Below are 18,227 nucleotides of genomic sequence, written 5' to 3' on the forward strand. Positions count from 1 at the left end.
TGAAGTGCCTGGAAACAGCAAAGGGGATAAGAAAAACAGCAAATCCAGTAGTAATACAAAGCGATCGTGGAGTGCACTATACATCACAAAAATATAAAGAATTAACAAAGGGGATGATACGAAGGTATTCAGGAAAAGGGAATCTATGGGATAATGCATGTATAGAATCATATCACGCAGTAATAAAAAGAGAGTGGCTAAACAGATTTAAGATAATGAACTATAAACATGCATACCAGCTGGTGTTTGAATATTTGGAGGGATTCTATAATACAGTAAGAATCCATTCGCATTGTGATTATTTATCACCAAATGAGTATGAGATGAGATACATATTAGAGTAAACTAACTAAATTTCTTACATTTAGTTAGTCCGAATTCTTGACATAGCATCAATTAGCAGATAAAAGAGGGAGAACAGGCAACAGCAGTCAAAGCAACTTATATTGTAAAAGTCCATGTAGACGCAGACGGGGATATGGTAATTGTGCAGAACCCTACCCTTGCACCAGCAGTTGAAAAATCGGACTATGAGCCAAAGACACCAGAAACAGACGCAAGCGTGGACGCTGATACTGTCAATGACGCTACCGCATTTTTGGAAACATTCTTTAAGTTATATCCGACAGCCACAGAAAAAGAACTTGCCTACTATGTATCGGGAAATGTGCTTGAACCTATCGGCAGGGACTACCTGTATTCTGAATTGGTAAATCCAGTATTTACAAAGGACGGGGACAATGTGAAAGTCAAGGTTGCTGTGAAGTTCCTTGATAATCAGACAAAGGCGACGCAGGTATCGCAGTATGAGCTTGTGTTACATAAGGATAGCAACTGGAAAATTGTAGGATAACATGGAAATGGGCTTGTATCATAATTATGGTATGCAAGCCCTTTTTATATTGAAGTATAAATTAACAATAATTATAATTAGGTACATGAATGGAGGGATAAAATGTTCAAAATTGGTGAGTTTTCAAAATTGACACAAGTTTCTACTCGTATGTTGCGTTATTATGATGAAATGGGTTTGTTAAAACCTGCTAAAATTGATTCATTAACTGGATATCGTATGTATTCAGCAGAACAAATCTCAACTTTAAATAGAATTATATATTTACGTGATAGTGGTTTCAATGTCGCTGAAATTGCATTAGCCCTCGATTGCAGTAATGATACCATTATAGAACAGCTTGATAAAAAGTCTATTGAAATTATGGATAATATACAAAAAGAACAAGAAAAACTAAAGAAAATTGAGATTGCTAAAAAAGAATTGTTGCATGGCAAAAGTGAATTGTATTTTAACATAACCATAAAAGAGATACCGAGTTATTGCGTTTTATCTTTAAGAAAAGAAATACCAAATTATTATTATGAGGGCGAACTCTGGAAAGAACTCTCTGCTTTTGCTAAAGAAAATAAAATAAATATTTCTGATGAAACATTCTCAATATATCACAATGAAGAATATAAAGAAAAAGATGTTGATGTAGAATTATGTACCATTGTAAATAAAATAGGAAAAGCTACAGGAGATTTTAAGTTTCGTTTTACCGAACCAGTTTCTATGATGGCTTGTACTATGGTATATGGAGATTTTTCTAATATTTCTTATGCTTATCGTTCATTTGCAAAATGGCTTCAAGAAAACAGTCAATATAAGATGAAAGGTTCAAGCCGTCAAATAGTTCATCGTGGACCGTGGAACGAGAAAAATCCAGAGAACTATCTAACAGAAATCCAAATTCCTTTAGAAAATCTCTTGTAAAAAATGATAATCTGCCTTGACTTTAACATGGTGTTAAGGTTTATCGTTTATTTATCAAGAAGAAAACGGAGGAAAATATAATGACAACTTATAAAGTAAATTCAATAGGTACTATCTACAACAATGAAAAAGGTGCTTTCATTCAACTAGAAGCACCATATATTCCAGCATTAAAGGAATTAGACGGATTCAGTCATATCAATGTTTTATGGTGGTTCAGCGATTTTGACAATGCGGATTTTAGAAGCGTATTGGAAACAGACCAACCTTATAAAAAAGCTCCAGAGAAAATGGGGATTTTTGCAACAAGGTCGCCAGTACGCCCAAATCCGATTGCTTTATCAGCAGTAGAAATTATCAATATTGATTATATGAGTGGGCTGATACAAATTGCTTATATTGACGCTAATGACAAAACGCCTATCTTGGATATTAAACCATACACGCCGAGTTTGGATAGAGTGGAAAATCCGCAAGTTCCAGATTGGTGTAGTCATTGGCCTCACAGCTTAGAAAAATCTGCTTCTTTTGCATGGGAAAACGAATTTACTTTTTAAGGAGTGATGAACCATGAGTTTGCAGGATTACATTTTTGAAAAACCAGTAATTGAAACAGAACATCTTATTTTAAGAACAATGAATAAAAATGACATAGATGATTTGAAAGAATGGATTAGTGATATTTCTTTATACGAGTATTGGGGGAAACGTCCTTCAAAAAGCGAAAAAAATCCAGAATTACTTTTTAATAAGCCAGAGAAAGCTACTAAAAGTTTTCATTGGGGAATTGTCCATAAACAAGATAGCAAAGTGATTGGCGAACTGTGGATATACCTTATTGAAAATGATAGAATGGCAAAAGTGGCTTTCAGACTTTCTAAGCAATATCAAGGTAATAGACTAATGAGTGAAGTGTTGAAAGGCGTAATTGAATTTTGTTTTTCAAAAACAGAATTACAAAAAATATGGACAGATGTGCATATTTTAAATCATGCTTCTTATAAAACATTAGAAAAAGTGGGTTTTCAAAGGGAAGGACATATTCGTGAGGGGAAAATGGTAAATACCTATTGCGACTATTATCTATATGGGATTTTGAAATCTGACTATATCATTAGTTGATGTTATGGCTAATATTGAAGCAACGATTGACGAAGCAATGGACAATACAGTTCTAAAGGTCTATGATACGAAATCATTAAAAGGTATGTGATGAATTTATTAGATATGGTTCATTAAAAAGTACCAAAGAAATAAAAGTTACCATATAGACAAAATTGGTTTTTCTATCTTTTGCGTTCTTATAAGATAAGGGCATTGTGCGACAAGCTATACAACAAATTTTCATGTATACTTTGATTATAAATTATACAAGGAGGTACTGATATGTACGCATATGAAAATATTGAAATGTCATTAAACTATATTGAACAACATTTAAGTGAGAAAATCGAAACAGAGAAACTGGCGGAAATTGCTTGTCTTTCTACATTTTATTACCAACGCTTGTTTAAAAGATTAGTTAAGAAATCAGTTCAAGAGTATATCAAACTTCGCCGTTTAGCAATGGTAATAGCAGAATTGAATAATTCAGAGGAAAGAATATTAGACATAGCTTTAAAATATGGATTTTCAGACCATGCTAATTTCACAAGAGCATTTAAAGAAGTTTACCATATTACTCCCGATGAATACAGAAAGAATGTTCCTATGTTAAATACATTTGACAAGCCAGAACTTTCTTCACGTTATATCATGATTGATGAAAATGTCCCATTGATTGTAGGAAATATTATTTTGGAAATTCAAAGAAAAACATTAAGAACAAAGGAAACGTATTTTGGTTTTGAAAAAACAGTAAATATTGCTGAACAAATTCCTGCTGGAGAAAGTACAGGAATTGATGTTCCAGGTCAGCTATGGCGCGAATTCCATGCAAAGAAACTGCAAACCGAAAATGCCATTTTTAACAATGATATTGAACTTGGTGTATCTCACTTAGCAAGTCCAGATAAAGGAACATTCCTTTACTTTGCAGGAGGTATGGTTTCATCAACAGATGTATGTCCTAAAAATATGGTACAACATACATTACCAGCAGGTGAGTATATTGTATGCAAAATTGAGGCAGAATCTTTTGAAGAACTTGTTACTACTGCTTTAAATCAAGCAAATAAGTATCTGTTTGAAACTTGGCTTCCAAATCATAATTTGGTTACAAAGCCATTCATGGCAGAAAAATATTACAAAGGAAATGCAGAGATTAATTATATGGAAGTATGGATAATTCCTGTGTAAACAGTAAATGCTAAATAGGAATTATCTGACGTAATAAAAAGGAAATAGAAAGCTTATAAAGGAGGGCATAGTCCGTTGTGATAAACATAAAAGATATAAATTATGTACCTAATATTAGTGAAATAAGCGTTTATATTGAAAACTCTGCATTTGATGAGTTGTATCAGCATATGAACAATGAATATAAAGCAGTTTGCAAAATCGAATACAGTAAAGATGTCTGGGCACGAGGTTGGAACGTAAAGTTTAAAAAATCTGGGAAATCATTGTGTGTTGTCTATCCGAAGAAGAACTACTTTACTGTATTGGTGGTTGTAGGTAATAAAGAGAAAGAAGATGTTGAAAACTTGTTACCTAGGCTTTCTGAATATGTACAGGAAATTTATCGTAACACTAGAGAGGGAAATGGACAAAGGTGGCTTATGATAGACTTAAAATCTAAAAATAATGTATATCAAGATGTATTAAGGCTTATTGAAATTCGTTATGCCATAAAATGTGTAAAACCGTAATAAAAATATTTTTCACATACGTAATCTCAAGGTATTATCGTTGAGACAAGTAACCTATATAATTATGGGAAATGAGATTTTTAGATACTTAAGAAAGTACTTTAGGGGGCTTGCGTTATGGAAAGATTTAAGTACAATTCCACACAATCAAATACAATCTAATAAAGCTTTACTAAAAATTGAATGCAATACAGCTTTAAAGGCTCGTACAAACTATATGTTTTGTGCGGGCTTTTTTCATTTAATAGGAATTTGGATTCGTCAGAGAGTATATTATAAAAATAAAACGATAAGGGTACCTTAAAAATAAGGTACCTCAGGCTGTAGACAAAGTCCCGGACTCTCGTCTGGGCTTTTCTTATATTTGAGTTATCCACAATTCAACTTTTTAAGAGTTATCTTATTAAGAAAAAAGTGTATGTTTTCCACCCGATAGTTTTACTTCTGTGATATTTGCAGATGCCATTCAAGTAGAAAGTGGTGGTACGGCAGAAGATGTCATGCAGAGTTCAGAAAGTCTGGGACTACCGCCCAACTCTTTAGATACGGAAAGCTCAATCAAGCAGGGGTGTAAGTATTTTGCGTCCCTGCTTTCTTCCTGCAAAAATCAAGGTATCGACGATTTGAATGTAGCGATACAATCTTACAATTATGGCGGGGGTTATGTGGGCTATGTGGCAGGAAAAGGAAAGAAACATACTTTTAACCTTGCAGAGAGCTTCGCCCGTGAGAAATCGGGCGGTAAAAAAGTAACCTACACCAACCCGATAGCCGTTGCAAAGAACGGGGGCTGGCGTTATGGCTATGGAAATATGTTCTATGTGGAATTAGTCAATCAGTATTTAACTGTTCCGCAGGTGTCGGGGGAACTGGCACAAAAGGTAATGAATGAAGCGTTGAAGTATCAAGGGTGGAAATATGTGTTTGGGGGGAAGCAATCCCAACACTTCCTTTGATTGTAGCGGACTTGTGCAATGGTGCTATGGAAAAGCTGGTATCTACTTACCGAGAACGGCACAAACACAGTATGACGCAACCCAGCATATCCCTTTATCGCAGGCAAAAGCTGGGGAGTTGGTCTTTTTCCATTCAACCTATAACGCTGGTTCGTATGTAACGCACGTCGGTATCTATGTGGGAAATAATCAGATGTACCATGCAGGCAATCAGCGGTTATCTAACAAAGAAATTGCAGGACTTAAATGTTGATACTATTAGAACCGTTATACTGACTAGCCCCACAGTTACAGATGTGATTGTGTGGAATATCAAACAGTCGGGAACGAACACTTTTTCTGCTACGTACGAAGTAGATCAGCAGATAAAAGAGGGAGAACAGACAACAACAGTCAAGGCAACCTATACGGTAAAAGTCCATGTAGACGCTGACAGGGATATGGTAATTATTCAGAACCCTACCCTTGCACCAGCAATCGAAAAATCAGACTATGAACCAAAGACACCAGAAGCAGACGGTAAACTGGAACGCTGATACCGTAAATGACGCAACCACATTTCTGGAAACATTCTTTAATCTGTACCCGACAGCAACAGAAAAAGAGCTTGCTTATTATGTAACGGGAAATGTGCTTGAACCTATCGGCAGGGACTATCTTTATTCTGAATTGATAAACCCAGCCTTTACAAAAGACGGGGACAATGTGAAAGTCAAAGTTGCCGTGAAATTCCTTGATAATCAGACAAAGGCAACTTTAGTTTCGCAGTATGAGCTTGTACTATATAAGGATAGTAACTGGAAGATTATTATGTAAGACATTTTGTTGGCAGGCTCTATTTTCGGATATAGTCTGCCTTTTCTGTAGCAAATGTACTGCACTGACAAGCTATTTCATTGTATTTTAAGCAATGAAATCTTTCTTGACAATTTTACCCGAAATCATATATTTATAGCTATTGACTTCCAGATTGCAATAAGATATAATATGACTATAAAATCAAATCAGTCATATAGGAGGTATGGTGTATGTATAAAGAAGTTGGCATTTCTTCAAATAATGTTCCGATAACACTTTCTATTTGGTATACAGAAAGAAGTAGTCCTACCATTGTTTTTTTGCCAGGTACTATGTCACACCCTCTCATGTATGAGAATTTTCTATGTGGATTGAGCGAAAGAGGGTTTAATATAATAGGTGTTCACTATCTTTCACACGGAAAAAGCCCTAAAATCAAAAAAAATTATATAATGGAAGATATGTTGCATAATGTATATGACGCAACAACTTACGGAATAGAAACTTTCGGTGAAAACATAGCTGTCATGGGTTCCAGTCAAGGCGGGATTTTAGCTGCAATGGCGGCAGGTAGGGACACAAGGTTAAAAGCCGTTTTTCCACATAATATCATGCTGACTACATTAAAAGAAACTATGAGCTTAACAAAATATCCCGCATGGTCGCACCGTTTTATGGGGCTGATACAGTGGGGGTTTCGTGTAGGTGGAAAATTGCTGCCTAACTACAAGGTTCCAGGAGACGCTTATTTAGACTATGACAGAGTATTTTATAGTGAACAGGCAAAACAAGATTGCTTAAATGACCCTATGCTTTTACCCTATTATCCTTTAAGATTTGTCGCCAGCTTATTTAATGCTGACTTATCGTGCCTGGAGAATGGGGCTATACAATGTCCTGTTATTTTAATTACTGCCAAAGGCGACCCGCTTTTTAGCTTTGATTATACCAACAAAGTATTTGATTTAATTCATGTACCGCAAAAGGAATTACTTGCTTTAGAGCTTAATCGTCACATGATTTTTAATGAGGACACGGACACTACAATAAACGCATTGGAAGCTACCTTGCATAAATATCTTGGATAGCATATTGATTATATAATCAGTAAATGTTATACTTTTCATGACGATATAAATATTTTAGTCATAAGGAGGTTATGAGTTTGCCACGATTTACGGAACAAGAAAAAGAAATCATAAACAGTAAACTTTTGCTAGAGGGAGAAAAGCTGTTTGCATTACACGGCTTAAAAAAAGTAACAGTTGATGATTTAGTAGCTGCTGTAAACATATCAAAAGGTTCTTTCTATGCTTTTTATCCCAGTAAAGAACATCTATATGTTGAAATCAATTTTCGCTTACAAAAAGAGTTATTTACAAGTATAGAAACAACCATTAAAAAGAAAAAGTATAAGAACCATAGAGATTTAGCAAAGGACGTTATCATGCTAAGTTTAACGGGGGTGATTACTTCGCCTATTCTTTCACAGATTGATTTATCTTTAATGGACTATCTGCAAAGAAAAATATCGTCAGATATTTTTGAAAATCATATGTACAGTGATATTCGTATATTGGAGATATTGGAAGATTTAGGGGTTGTATTTTTGGTTCCGCATACGGTTATTATAAAATCCCTGTATTCTGTTTTATCCTGTTTGGAACAATTCAAAGAGGACGAAGAACTGAATATGATACAAAATCTTTTAGTGAATGGTATTATTCAGCAAGTAGTAGCAGAGTAACAATTTTGTTTGGTTATTTGACAGGCAGGTAGCCAAACAAATTTTTTACAGTTTATATGACTATATATCTATAAACGTCATAAAGTTAAAGGAGGAATGAATAATGATTGATGTAAAAAAACTGTATTTTAGCTATACTGACAAACCGTTTGTGGAGAATGTAAGTTTCCATGTTGGGAGAGGAGAAATTTTTGGTTTTTTAGGACCCTCTGGTGCTGGAAAATCAACTATTCAAAAAGTTTTAACTGGGCTTAATACAAGATATAAAGGCAGCGTAAAAGTTGCAGGTACAGAAATAAGGGAGCATACAAATCAGTTTTATGAAAATATTGGGGTAGACTTTGAATTTTCAACCTGCTACGAGAAATTCACAGCACGACAAAATCTCGCCTATTTTGCTTCTCTATATGAAAAGCAACCTCGGTCTATTGATGAATTATTGCATATGGTAGGCTTGGAAAATGACGGGGACAAAAAAGTTGCTGACTTTTCCAAAGGTATGCGTTCTCGCTTGAATTTCATTAAAGCGTTAGTCCATGACCCTGATATATTATTCCTTGATGAACCTACAAGCGGTCTTGACCCTACAAATAGTCGTTTAATGAAAGATATTATTCTTGCGGAAAAGAAACGCGGAAAAACGATTATCATTACTACTCACAATATGTTTGACGCAACAGAGCTATGTGACCAAGTAGCCTTTATCGTTGCCGGAAAAGTCAGTGCATTGGATAGCCCGCATAATTTGATTATGTCAAGAGGAGCTGCCAAAATACAATATACCTACTATGATAAAGGCGAGAAAACCGGAGAATGTCTGCTTGATAGAACCACAGAAGATAAGTTGTTAAAAAGTTTAATTTCCGAAAACCGTTTGCTTTCTATTCATAGTAGTGAGCCTACATTAAATGATATTTTTGTTGATATTACAGGGAGGACACTTCAATGAGATTGGGACGTTTAATTTGTGGTGATATACATTTCCAATGGAAATATGGTTTCTATTTTATCTACTTTATATTAACAGTTTTATATGTGTGCGGGATTGCCGCTTTGCCGGAACATTGGAAAACGGATATTGCTTCTATTATGATCTACTCTGACCCGGCAGCAATGGGATTGTTTTTCATGGGAGCGATTGTTCTTTTGGAAAAAAGTCAAAAGGTATTAAATGCTATGGTGGTATCCCCTGTAAAAATATCGGAATATATACTTTCAAAAACAGTTGCGTTGATTGCTATTTCTACGGTAATCGCATTGATATTAGGGGTAGTTTCCGGCAGCAATCATTTACTGGGTATCGCAGTTGGTACGGCTTTGACCTCAGCAATCTTTACTATGCTTGGAATTATTGCAGCTACAAAAATTTCAAACTTGAACCAATTTCTCATTGTGATTATGCCGATAGAAATTGTTTGCTTTGTACCACCTATTGTTGGTCTGTTTGTGAAGTTACCATATCTGTTCCGCTTTTTTCCATTCACAGCTTGCATGAACCTTATAACTGGAAAAAGCGTTTTACTATCGTTTGATATGGTACTTGTAATTGCTACGTTGATTATCCTCTACATAGTTGCTCGACATACAGTTGAGCATATGTGGAAAAGTTTGGGAGGTGTAAAGCTATGAAAAAGATATTATCCAGCACCATACAGATATTTAAGCAAATCAAAAGTGACCCTATGATGTTTGCGGCTTGCTTCTCCCCTTTTATTATGGGGACTTTAATTAAGTTTGGTATTCCATTTCTTGAAAGAATAACGAAGTTTTCTTTACAAGCGTATTATCCGATTTTTGATTTATTACTTTCTATCATGGCTCCTGTATTGCTCTGCTTTGCATTTGCAATGATTACATTGGAGGAAATCGACGATAAAGTGTCACGGTACTTTTCGATTACCCCTCTTGGTAAGTCGGGGTATCTCTTTACAAGGTTGGGAGTACCCTCAATTATTTCGGCGGTCATCGCTTTTATTGTACTGTTACTTTTTTCATTAGAAAAGTTGTCCATTGGAATGACAATATGTTTGGCGCTTCTCGGCTCAGTACAGGCAATTATTGTTTCACTTATGATTATCACATTATCAAGCAATAAATTAGAGGGTATGGCAGTTACAAAACTAGCTGCACTTACATTGCTCGGAATACCAACCCCCTTTTTCATTGATAGTTACTACCAGTTCGCGGTTGGCTTCCTTCCATCATTTTGGGTAGCGAAAGCCATGCAGAATGAGGCGGTTCTTTATTTCTCTATAGGATTGGTGGTAGCTTTAGTCTGGTACTACTTCCTTACAAAACGTCTGTTTCGGAAGCTGGCAGGATAAGGAGGCATATTATGGAAAAAGGTAGACTTCTGCAAAACAAAAATATGAATAAGGCTATTCAGGTTTCCAAAATTACACTAATCATCAATCTGAGTTTATCGCTACTTAAATTTGCTGCCGGATATATAGGAAAGTCAAGTGCCATGCTGTCGGACGCTGTACATTCGGCTTCTGATGTAGTAAGCACAATCGTTGTGATGGTTGGAATTAAAATATCAGAAAAACAGCCTGATAGAGAACATCCTTATGGGCATGAACGTATGGAATGTGTGGCTTCCATTATTCTCTCTGTTGCATTGGCTATAACGGGTGCTGGAATAGGATATTCAGGTATCAAGAAAATCTTTTCAGGACAGTACAATACGCTTTCTGTCCCTAGTGGAATCGCACTTACGGCAGCAGTCTTATCTATTGTTATAAAAGAGTGGATGTACTGGTTTACAAGAAGTGCTGCAAAGCATACAAATTCTGACGCACTTATGGCTGACGCATGGCACCACCGCTCTGATGCACTCTCGTCGGTTGGTTCCTTAATTGGCATTTTAGGAGCGCGTTTAGGCTATGCTATTCTCGATCCTATTGCAAGCGTTGTGATTTGCGGTTGTATCTTAAAAGCTGCTTTGAACATTTTCAAAGAAAGCATTAACAAAATGGTAGACCATAGTTGTGACAATGCTACTGAAACAAGGATTAGGGAAGTTGTGCTTCAGCAGCAAGGGGTTGATGGTATTGATGAATTAAAAACCCGCATGTTTGGAGCGAAAATGTATGTAGATATTGAAATATTAGCTGATGGTAATTTAGCTCTTTATGACGCTCATAGAATTGCTGAGGGAGTCCATCAAACGATTGAAAACAACTTTCCACAATGTAAACATTGTATGGTACATGTTAATACGAATGAACTTCTCTATTCTGCATAGGACAGGGAAGATTATTTAAGACTATTGAAAGGGAAAGGGGGGAAGTAGGTTATGGAACAATACTGGTGGATTATCATTGTTGTGGTTTTGATTGTCGTTGGCTTACTTAAAATTGTAATTATGAAGAAGTATAACCAAAGGAGAAATTCTAACAATCGTTCAAAAGATAGCGAGGACGACAAGATGTATTAAGGTTTATTGAAATCTGTTATGTTGTAGAATGATGTTTTTAGATACTAGAAAGTGCTTTAAGGGGGCTAACGTTAAGGAAAGCTTTGAGTACAATTCTTTACAATCAACAGTCTTTTGCATAGAGAAATGTATGTAGGAAATATGGTGCAAGGCACAAAACACCAGCAATTGAGAAATCAACCTATGAACCAAAGGCACACTACATTTTATACTACTTGACAAGTAAACGAACGTTTACTATAATGGTTTAAAGAAGTAAACGTTCGTTTACTAAAGAAGGAGGTTGTAAATGTCTGACACAAAAGAAAATATATTAAAAATTGCACTACACTTATTTGCAGTGAATGGTTATGAGGCTGTTTCTGTTAGTATGATTGCGGAAGCCTTGGGAATGACAAAAGGAGCATTATATAAACATTATAAAAATAAGCAAGATATTTTTGACTGTATCGTAGAACGTATGTATCAAATTGATAATAAGCGAGCTAAGGATTATCAAGTACCAGAAAGCACAATAGAGGTAACCCCTAATGCATACAGAAATACAACTATTGGAAGTCTAATAACATTTACTCTTGCACAATACGATTTTTGGGTGACTGATGAATTTGCGTCTAATTTTCGCAAAATGTTAATACTAGAGCAATATAGAAATTTAAAAATGAATATGCTTTATCAAAAATGTCTTGTAAATGGTCCTATCAGTTATATAGAAGATATATTTAATGAAATGATTAAAAAAGGTGTTCTTCAAGAGTGTGATACAAAACAGCTTGCTATTGAATATTATGCGCCATTATTTCTATTGATAAGTGTAGCAGACGCAGTTGAAAATTGTTGGGATTTAAAATCTCAATTAACCACACATGTTAATCAATTTGTCAAGAAATATATTACAAATGAAAAAGTAAAATAATCCTTTATTCTGTCCTGAATGCAAACATAACTTTTTAATTTCAGCAGAGGAACTCAAAATGAATATTGTTATAAGTCACAAATATTAACTATTAAAATATTACAATAATGGAGATGAGAAAATGGAATATATTCGCAGTAAAAAATATTTTACACCCGACTTACAGACAAAAATTATGGGACCGAATCCTATAAAATTACAAGAGGAACTATTACAAAATCATAAAATCCCGTCTGGCAGCTATGTCTGTGACCTTGGAAGTGGACAAGGTTTAACTTCTGTATTTCTTGCAAAAGAATATGGATTTGTTGTTTTTGCAGTTGACTTATGGAGTGAGCCAAAAGAAAATGAAGAATTTTTCAAAAAAATGGGATTATCTTCTGCACAAATTAAATCTGTAAAAGCTGACGCCAATGAACTTAAATTTGAGAAAGAGTTTTTTGATGCTGTAGTAAGTACAGATTCATATAATTATTTTGGACGTGACCCTATATATTTAGATGAAAAATTGCTTCCATTTGTTAAGAAAGGTGGGTTTGTTTATATCACAGTTCCTGGCATGAAGAAAGATTGCCATGAGAAACTTCCAGAAGAGTTATTGTTATCATGGACACCAGAAGAACTTGATTATATACATGATATAACATATTGGTCTAACATAATTAGTCATTGTAAAAAGGCAGATTTAATTTCAATATATGAAATGGAAAGTAATTCGGAAGTTTGGTCGGATTGGATAAAGCAAAATAATGAATATGCAATAAATGACCGTAAGGCAATAGAAGCTGGCGGTGGAGATTATCTGAATTTTATTGCTATAATTCTACAAAAAAAATAAATTCTTTAGAACCAGACACTATAATTTGTGTTCTAATATGTTTACCGATTGACTTCAATAATTTTATCTTTGAGGGTAATGATTTAAAAATAGAAGAATACAAGAAGATGAAACTGATAAATTAGAACTTGTGGAGGTAGCGAAAATGAAATTTAAAAATCCTATGTTGGTAGTGACTGATATAGATAAATCAGTTGAGTTTTATAAAAAAGTTTTTGGACTTCGTGTAATTATGGACTTTGGAGCAAATAAAACTTTAACAGGTGGCTTAGCCTTACAGACAAGTGAAACATACAAAGAGTTTATCGGTACAAGTGATATTTCTTTTGGCGGTAACAATTTTGAAGTCTATTTTGAAGAAGATGATTTTGATAAATTTGCTGATAGGTTGAAAGAATATGATATTGAATATGTCCACCCTATTATAGAACATTCGTGGGGACAACGTGTAGTCCGCTTTTATGACCCAGATAAACATATTATCGAAGTTGGAGAAAACATGAAAATAGTATGCAAGCGTTTCTTAAATAGCGGAATGACACCAGAACAAGTTGCAGAACGCATGGACGTGCCTATGAAATTTATAAATGCCTGTATGAGATAAATTCTTGTATGTAGAAGTCAATAACTACAAAGATAAATTAGAAATTGTAGGGCTGATGAATCAGGAAAACAAGTATTTGAAGGAATGATACGAATCGTATCATACATGTGACAGAGAGATTCTATTGTTATTTTACGTTTTTTGATAACGTTAAATTGTCGAAAAGACAGATTAACTTTTGAAAGGACGTAGAATAATGAAAAAGAACGGAAAAAAGAATTTATTATTTGGAGTGATACTCCTTGCAACATTTGTAATATGGACAGCTCTGATTCAGATTGTTGATGTGCAACCTCTTGGGCAGAATGGAACCAATATTGGATTTGCAACATTCAACTGCTGGTTTCATCGTTTGACAGGTGTTCATATGACGCTTTATACGATTACCGACTGGATGGGGCTTGTGCCAATTGTTGTATGTCTGATTTTTGCAGGAATTGGACTGGTTCAGTTAATTAAGAGAAGAAGTCTTTTTAAGGTGGATTCAGATATCATTATTTTGGGTGTATATTATGGTATCGTGATACTGGCATATTCAATTTTTGAAATTATCCCAATTAATTACAGACCAATCTTAATTGAGGGAGTGATGGAGGCTTCTTATCCATCTTCTACTACTTTGTTGATATTGTGTGTGATGCCTACTTTAATCGAACAGATTCAGCGTAGACTGACCTGTGTTGCGACTAAACGAATTATTACGATTACAGTAATTGCTTTTTCAGTATTTATGGTTATCGGAAGATTGATTTCAGGAGTACACTGGTTCACGGATATTGTAGGTGGAGTAATTTTAAGTATGGGATTGTTTACTATTTATAAAGCAGTAGTTATGCTATCGACAAAGAATCAATAGAATAAGCAAGGGAGGTGTAGGTTTTGGAATTCCATGAAAAACTTCGGGAATTAAGAAAGAGCCGAGGATTGACACAAGAAGAACTGGCAGAGGCATTGTTTGTTTCCAGAACTGCTATTTCAAAATGGGAATCAAGAAGAGGATATCCAAGCATAGATTCATTGAAAGAAATATCAAGATATTTTGCAGTGTCTATTGATGATCTGTTATCAGGAGAACAGTTGATTACAATTGCAGAAAAAGAAAATAAATCCAATCTCAATACTATATGCGACTTATTATTGGGGTTTGTTGACTTATTTTCTTTAGTGCTTATTTTTCTACCGCTGTATCCAAAACCGGTCAATGGATATATCTATGCAGTAAATCTCTTTGATTATGTAGATAATGATGTTTTGATTATTACAATCTATTGGGCATTGTTTATCGGTTTAACAATCATTGGAATTGTAAAAATACTAATGGTCTATTTCAAATTTGAAAAGGGCAAAAAGGTAGTTAATTCATTGTCCGTTGGGTTCAGTGTTTTTGCTGTTTTGTTTTTGGCGATGGTGAGAGAACCATATGCAATAGTAGTTGCATTTTTGCTATTACTTGTCAAAGGTGGGTTACTTTATAAACAAACCAAGGTAGGTTGATAAAGTAGTGTTTCTATAAATTCCAGTTTGTAGAAGTCAATAACTGCAAAGATAAATTTGAAGTTATAAAGGAGAAATAAGTATGTTGGATAAAATACCTAACGCAGAAGAAATGACTGGTTTAATCGGACAATCGTTATATGATATATGGAATAAACTTTGTGCTTTAATTGATGAAAAGTATGATATGGAATGTTTATGGAACAAAGGTGGTAAAGCGTGGACTTATGAGTATAAATATCGTCGTGGCGGAAAAACGCTTTGTGCATTATACGCAAGGGAAAATTGTGTAGGGTTTATGATTATCTTAGGGAAAGATGAGCAATTAAAATTTGATACAGATAGAAATAGTTATTCAAAAGAAGTGCAAAAAATCTATGATGAAACTAAAACCTATCACGACGGAAAATGGTTAATGTTTGAGCCAACAGATACTGCCTTATTTGATGATTTTGTTAAACTGTTGGGTATAAAAAGAAAACCCAACAAGAAGTGATGATTTTATATTTATTGATATAAATACAAATCCTAGTTTGTAGAAGTCAATAAATCCAAAGATAAATTTGAAGTTAGGAGATTGGTACTATGAAAGGATTTGAACGCAAAAACCAATTATTTTCTCTTTGCGGATTGAATTGCGGACTATGCCCTATGCTTTTGGGAAATTATTGTGGCGGTTGTGGCAATGGTAATCAATCATGCAGAATTGCGAAATGTAGTCTTGAACATGGAAATATTGAATATTGCTATGAATGTAGACAATATCCATGCGAAAAGTATCAACACATTGATGACTATGATTCTTTCATTACGCATAAACGGCGAAAAGCAGATTTAGAAAGAGCAAAAAACATGGGCATTGAGCAATATAATCATGAACAGCAGGAAAAAGCACAAATTCTTTCTTACCTGCTTTCTAACTATAATGATGGACGTAGAAAAACATTCTTTTGTGTGGCTGTCAATTTATTAGAACTTTCGGAGCTACAAGAAGCGATAAAGCAAATGCAAGAAAATAATGAATTACCCTTACTACCATTTAAGGCACAATGCTTGTATGTAGTGGAGGTGTTTCAAAAGATTGCTGAAAGAAGAAATATAGAGCTGAAACTTATCAAGAAAAAGTGATTTTTAAATTTGTATTTGAAAGGAGTTTTGAAAAATGAAAAAATATGAGTATGTAGAAATTAACTATAATGCGAAAGGAGTTGTATTCCTTTGTACTGATAAACACAAAGAAATTATTGATAGTTATGCGAAAACGGGGTATCACTACGCAGGGTTTGTACCCACAGAAATTGACGCAAAAGGCTGTATGCGAAAGATAGATTTAATTTTTGAAAAAGAAGATTAACTTATTTTAGGGAGTTGGTTCTAATGATAGGACTTAAAAAACGAGATATTAAAAAAGCATTGAAAGCTGGTGCAAAAGCTAGTGGTTTATCGTATGCTGATGTACGAGCGGATATTGAAGCAACGATTGATGAAGCTATGAACAGCACTAATCCAGAAGTACAAGCAAGATTTAAAAAATATTTCGGAAACAAACGACCTACACCAGAAGAATATATTTATAAGATTACAAAGAAAACAAAAGTTTAATTTCTTTAATTAGTTTCTCTATTTATGCTAAAAGGTGGTGTTTTAATGGAAAGTCAATTATGGGTATTATGTCCCATTTGCAATAACAAGACACGAACTAAAGTGCGAGAAGATACGGAATTGGTCAATTTTCCCTTGTTCTGTCCAAAGTGCAAACATGAAATCTTAATCAATATAAAACATGGAAATATAACTATTATCAAAGAGCCAGACGCTAAGACGCAGAGCCGATAATTTATAGGTTAATGTAACTTGTAGATTGTCGGCTCTTATTTGTTTCCTGCAAAGCAGATCAACAAATAAGTCTTAAAGAAAAATAGCAAAAAATAAAACAGGGAAAATAAGAAGCTGATTACTTCTTATTCTCCCTGCTGTTCAAGATACCGTCAATCGTACCTTGAATAATTTTTAATTCGTTATCACTCAATAAATCAAGTGATGTTTCTATCTGACGGCGAGCTGTGCTTTTGTCAACTTTCTCCAGTAGATAGAAATATTCATCAACCGATATATTGAACATGGTAACTAAATCATGGAATAGTTGAAAACTTGGGTGTGAACCTACATTTTCAATATCAGCGATATGGCGTTCCCCATAGAATACTTTATCGCCTAAATCATTACGAGACAGCCCTGCTCTTTCACGGGCTTCTCTGATTGCCAGCCCTAACGGTCTGAAATCAAAAGTATGTGTTTCTTTTGTTTTCCTCATTTTAAATCACCTACCATGAGTTTATACTTCATGTCATGTATTTAGAATGTGTTTAAAATGCATATACCATGCACTAATAATTCTAAAAGATATTATCGTGTTCGGTAAATAAAAAAAACCGTTCTGAGATGATATACTTTTATGCGTCTTGAAATAATAACGGGGCGGTTTTGGATATAACCAGAACTGGGGTAACCAAATAATTTAGGGGGAAAGCCAAATTATTTGGGGGTCAACTTTAGGGGTGCTAAAAAAAGTCTGTTGAAATTTAGGGGACACTTTAGGGGATAACCTAAAACTGATGAATAAAGAAGTTCAATAGGGAACAATCAAAAATGGTTGTTCCCCTTTATTTCGTCTAGATACTTTTATATTTTATTTTTTAAATTTATAAACTTCTTTTTTGGATTTTGGAGTAGAGAGAATGGATTCGTTTTTTCTGTTGGCCCAAATCAATCTGCTACGTGCATATTCAAAATTATCTAATCCTCTGGAATTTCTTTTGAAATCTTTAGGAGTTCTATTATAACCTTCCATAGG

General features: G+C 34.4%; 28 protein-coding genes and 1 pseudogene. 28 read left to right on the forward strand and 1 reads right to left on the reverse strand.

All coding sequences use genetic code 11. The features are described from left to right. From BMW96_RS12560 to BMW96_RS12680, 28 genes and pseudogenes are all read left to right on the forward strand, one after another. Positions 1-344: integrase core domain-containing protein (locus tag BMW96_RS12560; RefSeq protein WP_143050753.1), on the forward strand; the 344-nt coding region annotated here is incomplete at its 5' end. Positions 345-403: 59 nt separating this feature from the next. Then, positions 404-853: a conjugal transfer protein gene (locus BMW96_RS12565; RefSeq protein WP_472573238.1), complete on the forward strand. Its 450-nt coding sequence runs from the start codon at positions 404-406 to the stop codon at positions 851-853. 102 nt (positions 854-955) lie between these two features. After that, a complete protein-coding gene (locus tag BMW96_RS12570) occupies positions 956-1,771 on the forward strand; it encodes a MerR family transcriptional regulator (protein WP_092356604.1) in 816 nt (271 codons plus the stop codon). 80 nt (positions 1,772-1,851) lie between these two features. Beyond that, a complete protein-coding gene (locus BMW96_RS12575) occupies positions 1,852-2,328 on the forward strand; it encodes an SAM-dependent methyltransferase (RefSeq protein ID WP_074436468.1) in 477 nt (158 codons plus the stop codon). Positions 2,329-2,341: 13 nt separating this feature from the next. Continuing rightward, positions 2,342-2,893: a GNAT family N-acetyltransferase gene (locus BMW96_RS12580; RefSeq protein ID WP_092356607.1), complete on the forward strand. Its 552-nt coding sequence runs from the start codon at positions 2,342-2,344 to the stop codon at positions 2,891-2,893. A 264-nt stretch (positions 2,894-3,157) separates the two neighbouring features. Continuing rightward, complete coding sequence (locus BMW96_RS12585; RefSeq protein ID WP_092356610.1) at positions 3,158-4,069, forward strand: AraC family transcriptional regulator; 912 nt, start codon at positions 3,158-3,160, stop codon at positions 4,067-4,069. A gap of 77 nt (positions 4,070-4,146) precedes the next feature. Then, the gene (locus BMW96_RS12590) at positions 4,147-4,581 is read left to right on the forward strand and encodes a DUF3788 domain-containing protein (protein ID WP_003437417.1); all 435 of its coding nucleotides are present in this window, start codon (positions 4,147-4,149) and stop codon (positions 4,579-4,581) included. 446 nt (positions 4,582-5,027) lie between these two features. Then, positions 5,028-5,537, forward strand: coding sequence for a lysozyme family protein (locus BMW96_RS12595; protein WP_472573234.1), 510 nt, complete (start codon positions 5,028-5,030; stop codon positions 5,535-5,537). Then, the gene (locus tag BMW96_RS14925; protein WP_472573235.1) at positions 5,500-5,790 is read left to right on the forward strand and encodes a C40 family peptidase; all 291 of its coding nucleotides are present in this window, start codon (positions 5,500-5,502) and stop codon (positions 5,788-5,790) included. The genes BMW96_RS12595 and BMW96_RS14925 overlap by 38 nt, the downstream gene beginning before the upstream one ends. Next, complete coding sequence (locus tag BMW96_RS14930) at positions 5,714-6,073, forward strand: conjugal transfer protein (protein ID WP_472573236.1); 360 nt, start codon at positions 5,714-5,716, stop codon at positions 6,071-6,073. Before BMW96_RS14925 ends, BMW96_RS14930 begins: the two co-directional genes overlap by 77 nt. After that, positions 6,030-6,353, forward strand: coding sequence for a conjugal transfer protein (locus tag BMW96_RS14935; RefSeq protein ID WP_472573237.1), 324 nt, complete (start codon positions 6,030-6,032; stop codon positions 6,351-6,353). The genes BMW96_RS14930 and BMW96_RS14935 overlap by 44 nt, the downstream gene beginning before the upstream one ends. A 212-nt stretch (positions 6,354-6,565) precedes the next feature. After that, complete coding sequence (locus tag BMW96_RS12605) at positions 6,566-7,423, forward strand: alpha/beta fold hydrolase (protein ID WP_021362476.1); 858 nt, start codon at positions 6,566-6,568, stop codon at positions 7,421-7,423. A gap of 71 nt (positions 7,424-7,494) precedes the next feature. Further along, entirely contained in the window at positions 7,495-8,082 is a 588-nt protein-coding gene (locus BMW96_RS12610) for a TetR/AcrR family transcriptional regulator (RefSeq protein WP_077709731.1), read from the forward strand. A gap of 103 nt (positions 8,083-8,185) precedes the next feature. After that, positions 8,186-9,031 (forward strand): ABC transporter ATP-binding protein, encoded by an 846-nt coding sequence (locus BMW96_RS12615; protein ID WP_003434331.1) that lies wholly within the window; start codon positions 8,186-8,188, stop codon positions 9,029-9,031. Next, positions 9,028-9,711: a fluoroquinolone export ABC transporter permease subunit gene (locus BMW96_RS12620; RefSeq protein ID WP_010776674.1), complete on the forward strand. Its 684-nt coding sequence runs from the start codon at positions 9,028-9,030 to the stop codon at positions 9,709-9,711. Before BMW96_RS12615 ends, BMW96_RS12620 begins: the two co-directional genes overlap by 4 nt. After that, on the forward strand, positions 9,708-10,406 hold the full coding sequence (locus tag BMW96_RS12625; protein WP_010776675.1) for a hypothetical protein: 699 nt from the start codon (positions 9,708-9,710) through the stop codon (positions 10,404-10,406). Before BMW96_RS12620 ends, BMW96_RS12625 begins: the two co-directional genes overlap by 4 nt. Before the next feature lie 11 nt (positions 10,407-10,417). Next, the gene (locus tag BMW96_RS12630; RefSeq protein ID WP_010776676.1) at positions 10,418-11,329 is read left to right on the forward strand and encodes a cation diffusion facilitator family transporter; all 912 of its coding nucleotides are present in this window, start codon (positions 10,418-10,420) and stop codon (positions 11,327-11,329) included. 481 nt (positions 11,330-11,810) lie between these two features. After that, complete coding sequence (locus BMW96_RS12635; protein WP_021361962.1) at positions 11,811-12,437, forward strand: TetR/AcrR family transcriptional regulator; 627 nt, start codon at positions 11,811-11,813, stop codon at positions 12,435-12,437. Positions 12,438-12,465: 28 nt separating this feature from the next. Next, positions 12,466-12,525, forward strand: a pseudogene (locus BMW96_RS14865) (hypothetical protein); the annotation flags it as partial. 33 nt (positions 12,526-12,558) lie between these two features. Beyond that, on the forward strand, positions 12,559-13,275 hold the full coding sequence (locus BMW96_RS12640) for an SAM-dependent methyltransferase (RefSeq protein ID WP_003434342.1): 717 nt from the start codon (positions 12,559-12,561) through the stop codon (positions 13,273-13,275). Between the two features lie 145 nt (positions 13,276-13,420). Next, positions 13,421-13,879, forward strand: a complete 459-nt coding sequence (locus BMW96_RS12645) for a VOC family protein (protein ID WP_054275746.1) — start codon at positions 13,421-13,423, stop codon at positions 13,877-13,879. Positions 13,880-14,246: 367 nt separating this feature from the next. Then, positions 14,247-14,735 carry a phosphatase PAP2 family protein gene (locus BMW96_RS12650; RefSeq protein ID WP_021396373.1) on the forward strand — a complete coding sequence of 163 codons (489 nt, stop codon included), beginning with the start codon at positions 14,247-14,249 and terminating at the stop codon, positions 14,733-14,735. 23 nt (positions 14,736-14,758) lie between these two features. Continuing rightward, positions 14,759-15,373: a helix-turn-helix domain-containing protein gene (locus BMW96_RS12655; RefSeq protein WP_054343979.1), complete on the forward strand. Its 615-nt coding sequence runs from the start codon at positions 14,759-14,761 to the stop codon at positions 15,371-15,373. 82 nt (positions 15,374-15,455) lie between these two features. Then, on the forward strand, positions 15,456-15,869 hold the full coding sequence (locus BMW96_RS12660) for a DUF3788 domain-containing protein (protein WP_021396370.1): 414 nt from the start codon (positions 15,456-15,458) through the stop codon (positions 15,867-15,869). An 89-nt stretch (positions 15,870-15,958) separates the two neighbouring features. Next, on the forward strand, positions 15,959-16,501 hold the full coding sequence (locus tag BMW96_RS12665; RefSeq protein ID WP_054343980.1) for a DUF3795 domain-containing protein: 543 nt from the start codon (positions 15,959-15,961) through the stop codon (positions 16,499-16,501). Positions 16,502-16,535: 34 nt separating this feature from the next. After that, a complete protein-coding gene (locus tag BMW96_RS12670) occupies positions 16,536-16,727 on the forward strand; it encodes a DUF4177 domain-containing protein (RefSeq protein WP_003434344.1) in 192 nt (63 codons plus the stop codon). A gap of 23 nt (positions 16,728-16,750) precedes the next feature. Beyond that, positions 16,751-16,975 (forward strand): hypothetical protein, encoded by a 225-nt coding sequence (locus BMW96_RS12675; RefSeq protein ID WP_054343981.1) that lies wholly within the window; start codon positions 16,751-16,753, stop codon positions 16,973-16,975. Between the two features lie 45 nt (positions 16,976-17,020). Beyond that, on the forward strand, positions 17,021-17,209 hold the full coding sequence (locus BMW96_RS12680; protein ID WP_054343982.1) for a cysteine-rich KTR domain-containing protein: 189 nt from the start codon (positions 17,021-17,023) through the stop codon (positions 17,207-17,209). A gap of 118 nt (positions 17,210-17,327) precedes the next feature. On the opposite strand, the gene BMW96_RS12685 is transcribed toward BMW96_RS12680, so the two are convergent. Continuing rightward, complete coding sequence (locus tag BMW96_RS12685) at positions 17,328-17,687, reverse strand: helix-turn-helix transcriptional regulator (protein ID WP_054343983.1); 360 nt, start codon at positions 17,685-17,687, stop codon at positions 17,328-17,330. Positions 17,688-18,227 lie beyond the last annotated feature (540 nt).

The sequence above is a fragment of the Thomasclavelia cocleata genome (assembly GCF_900102365.1).
GTDB classification, from domain to species: domain Bacteria; phylum Bacillota_I; class Bacilli_A; order Erysipelotrichales; family Coprobacillaceae; genus Thomasclavelia; species Thomasclavelia cocleata.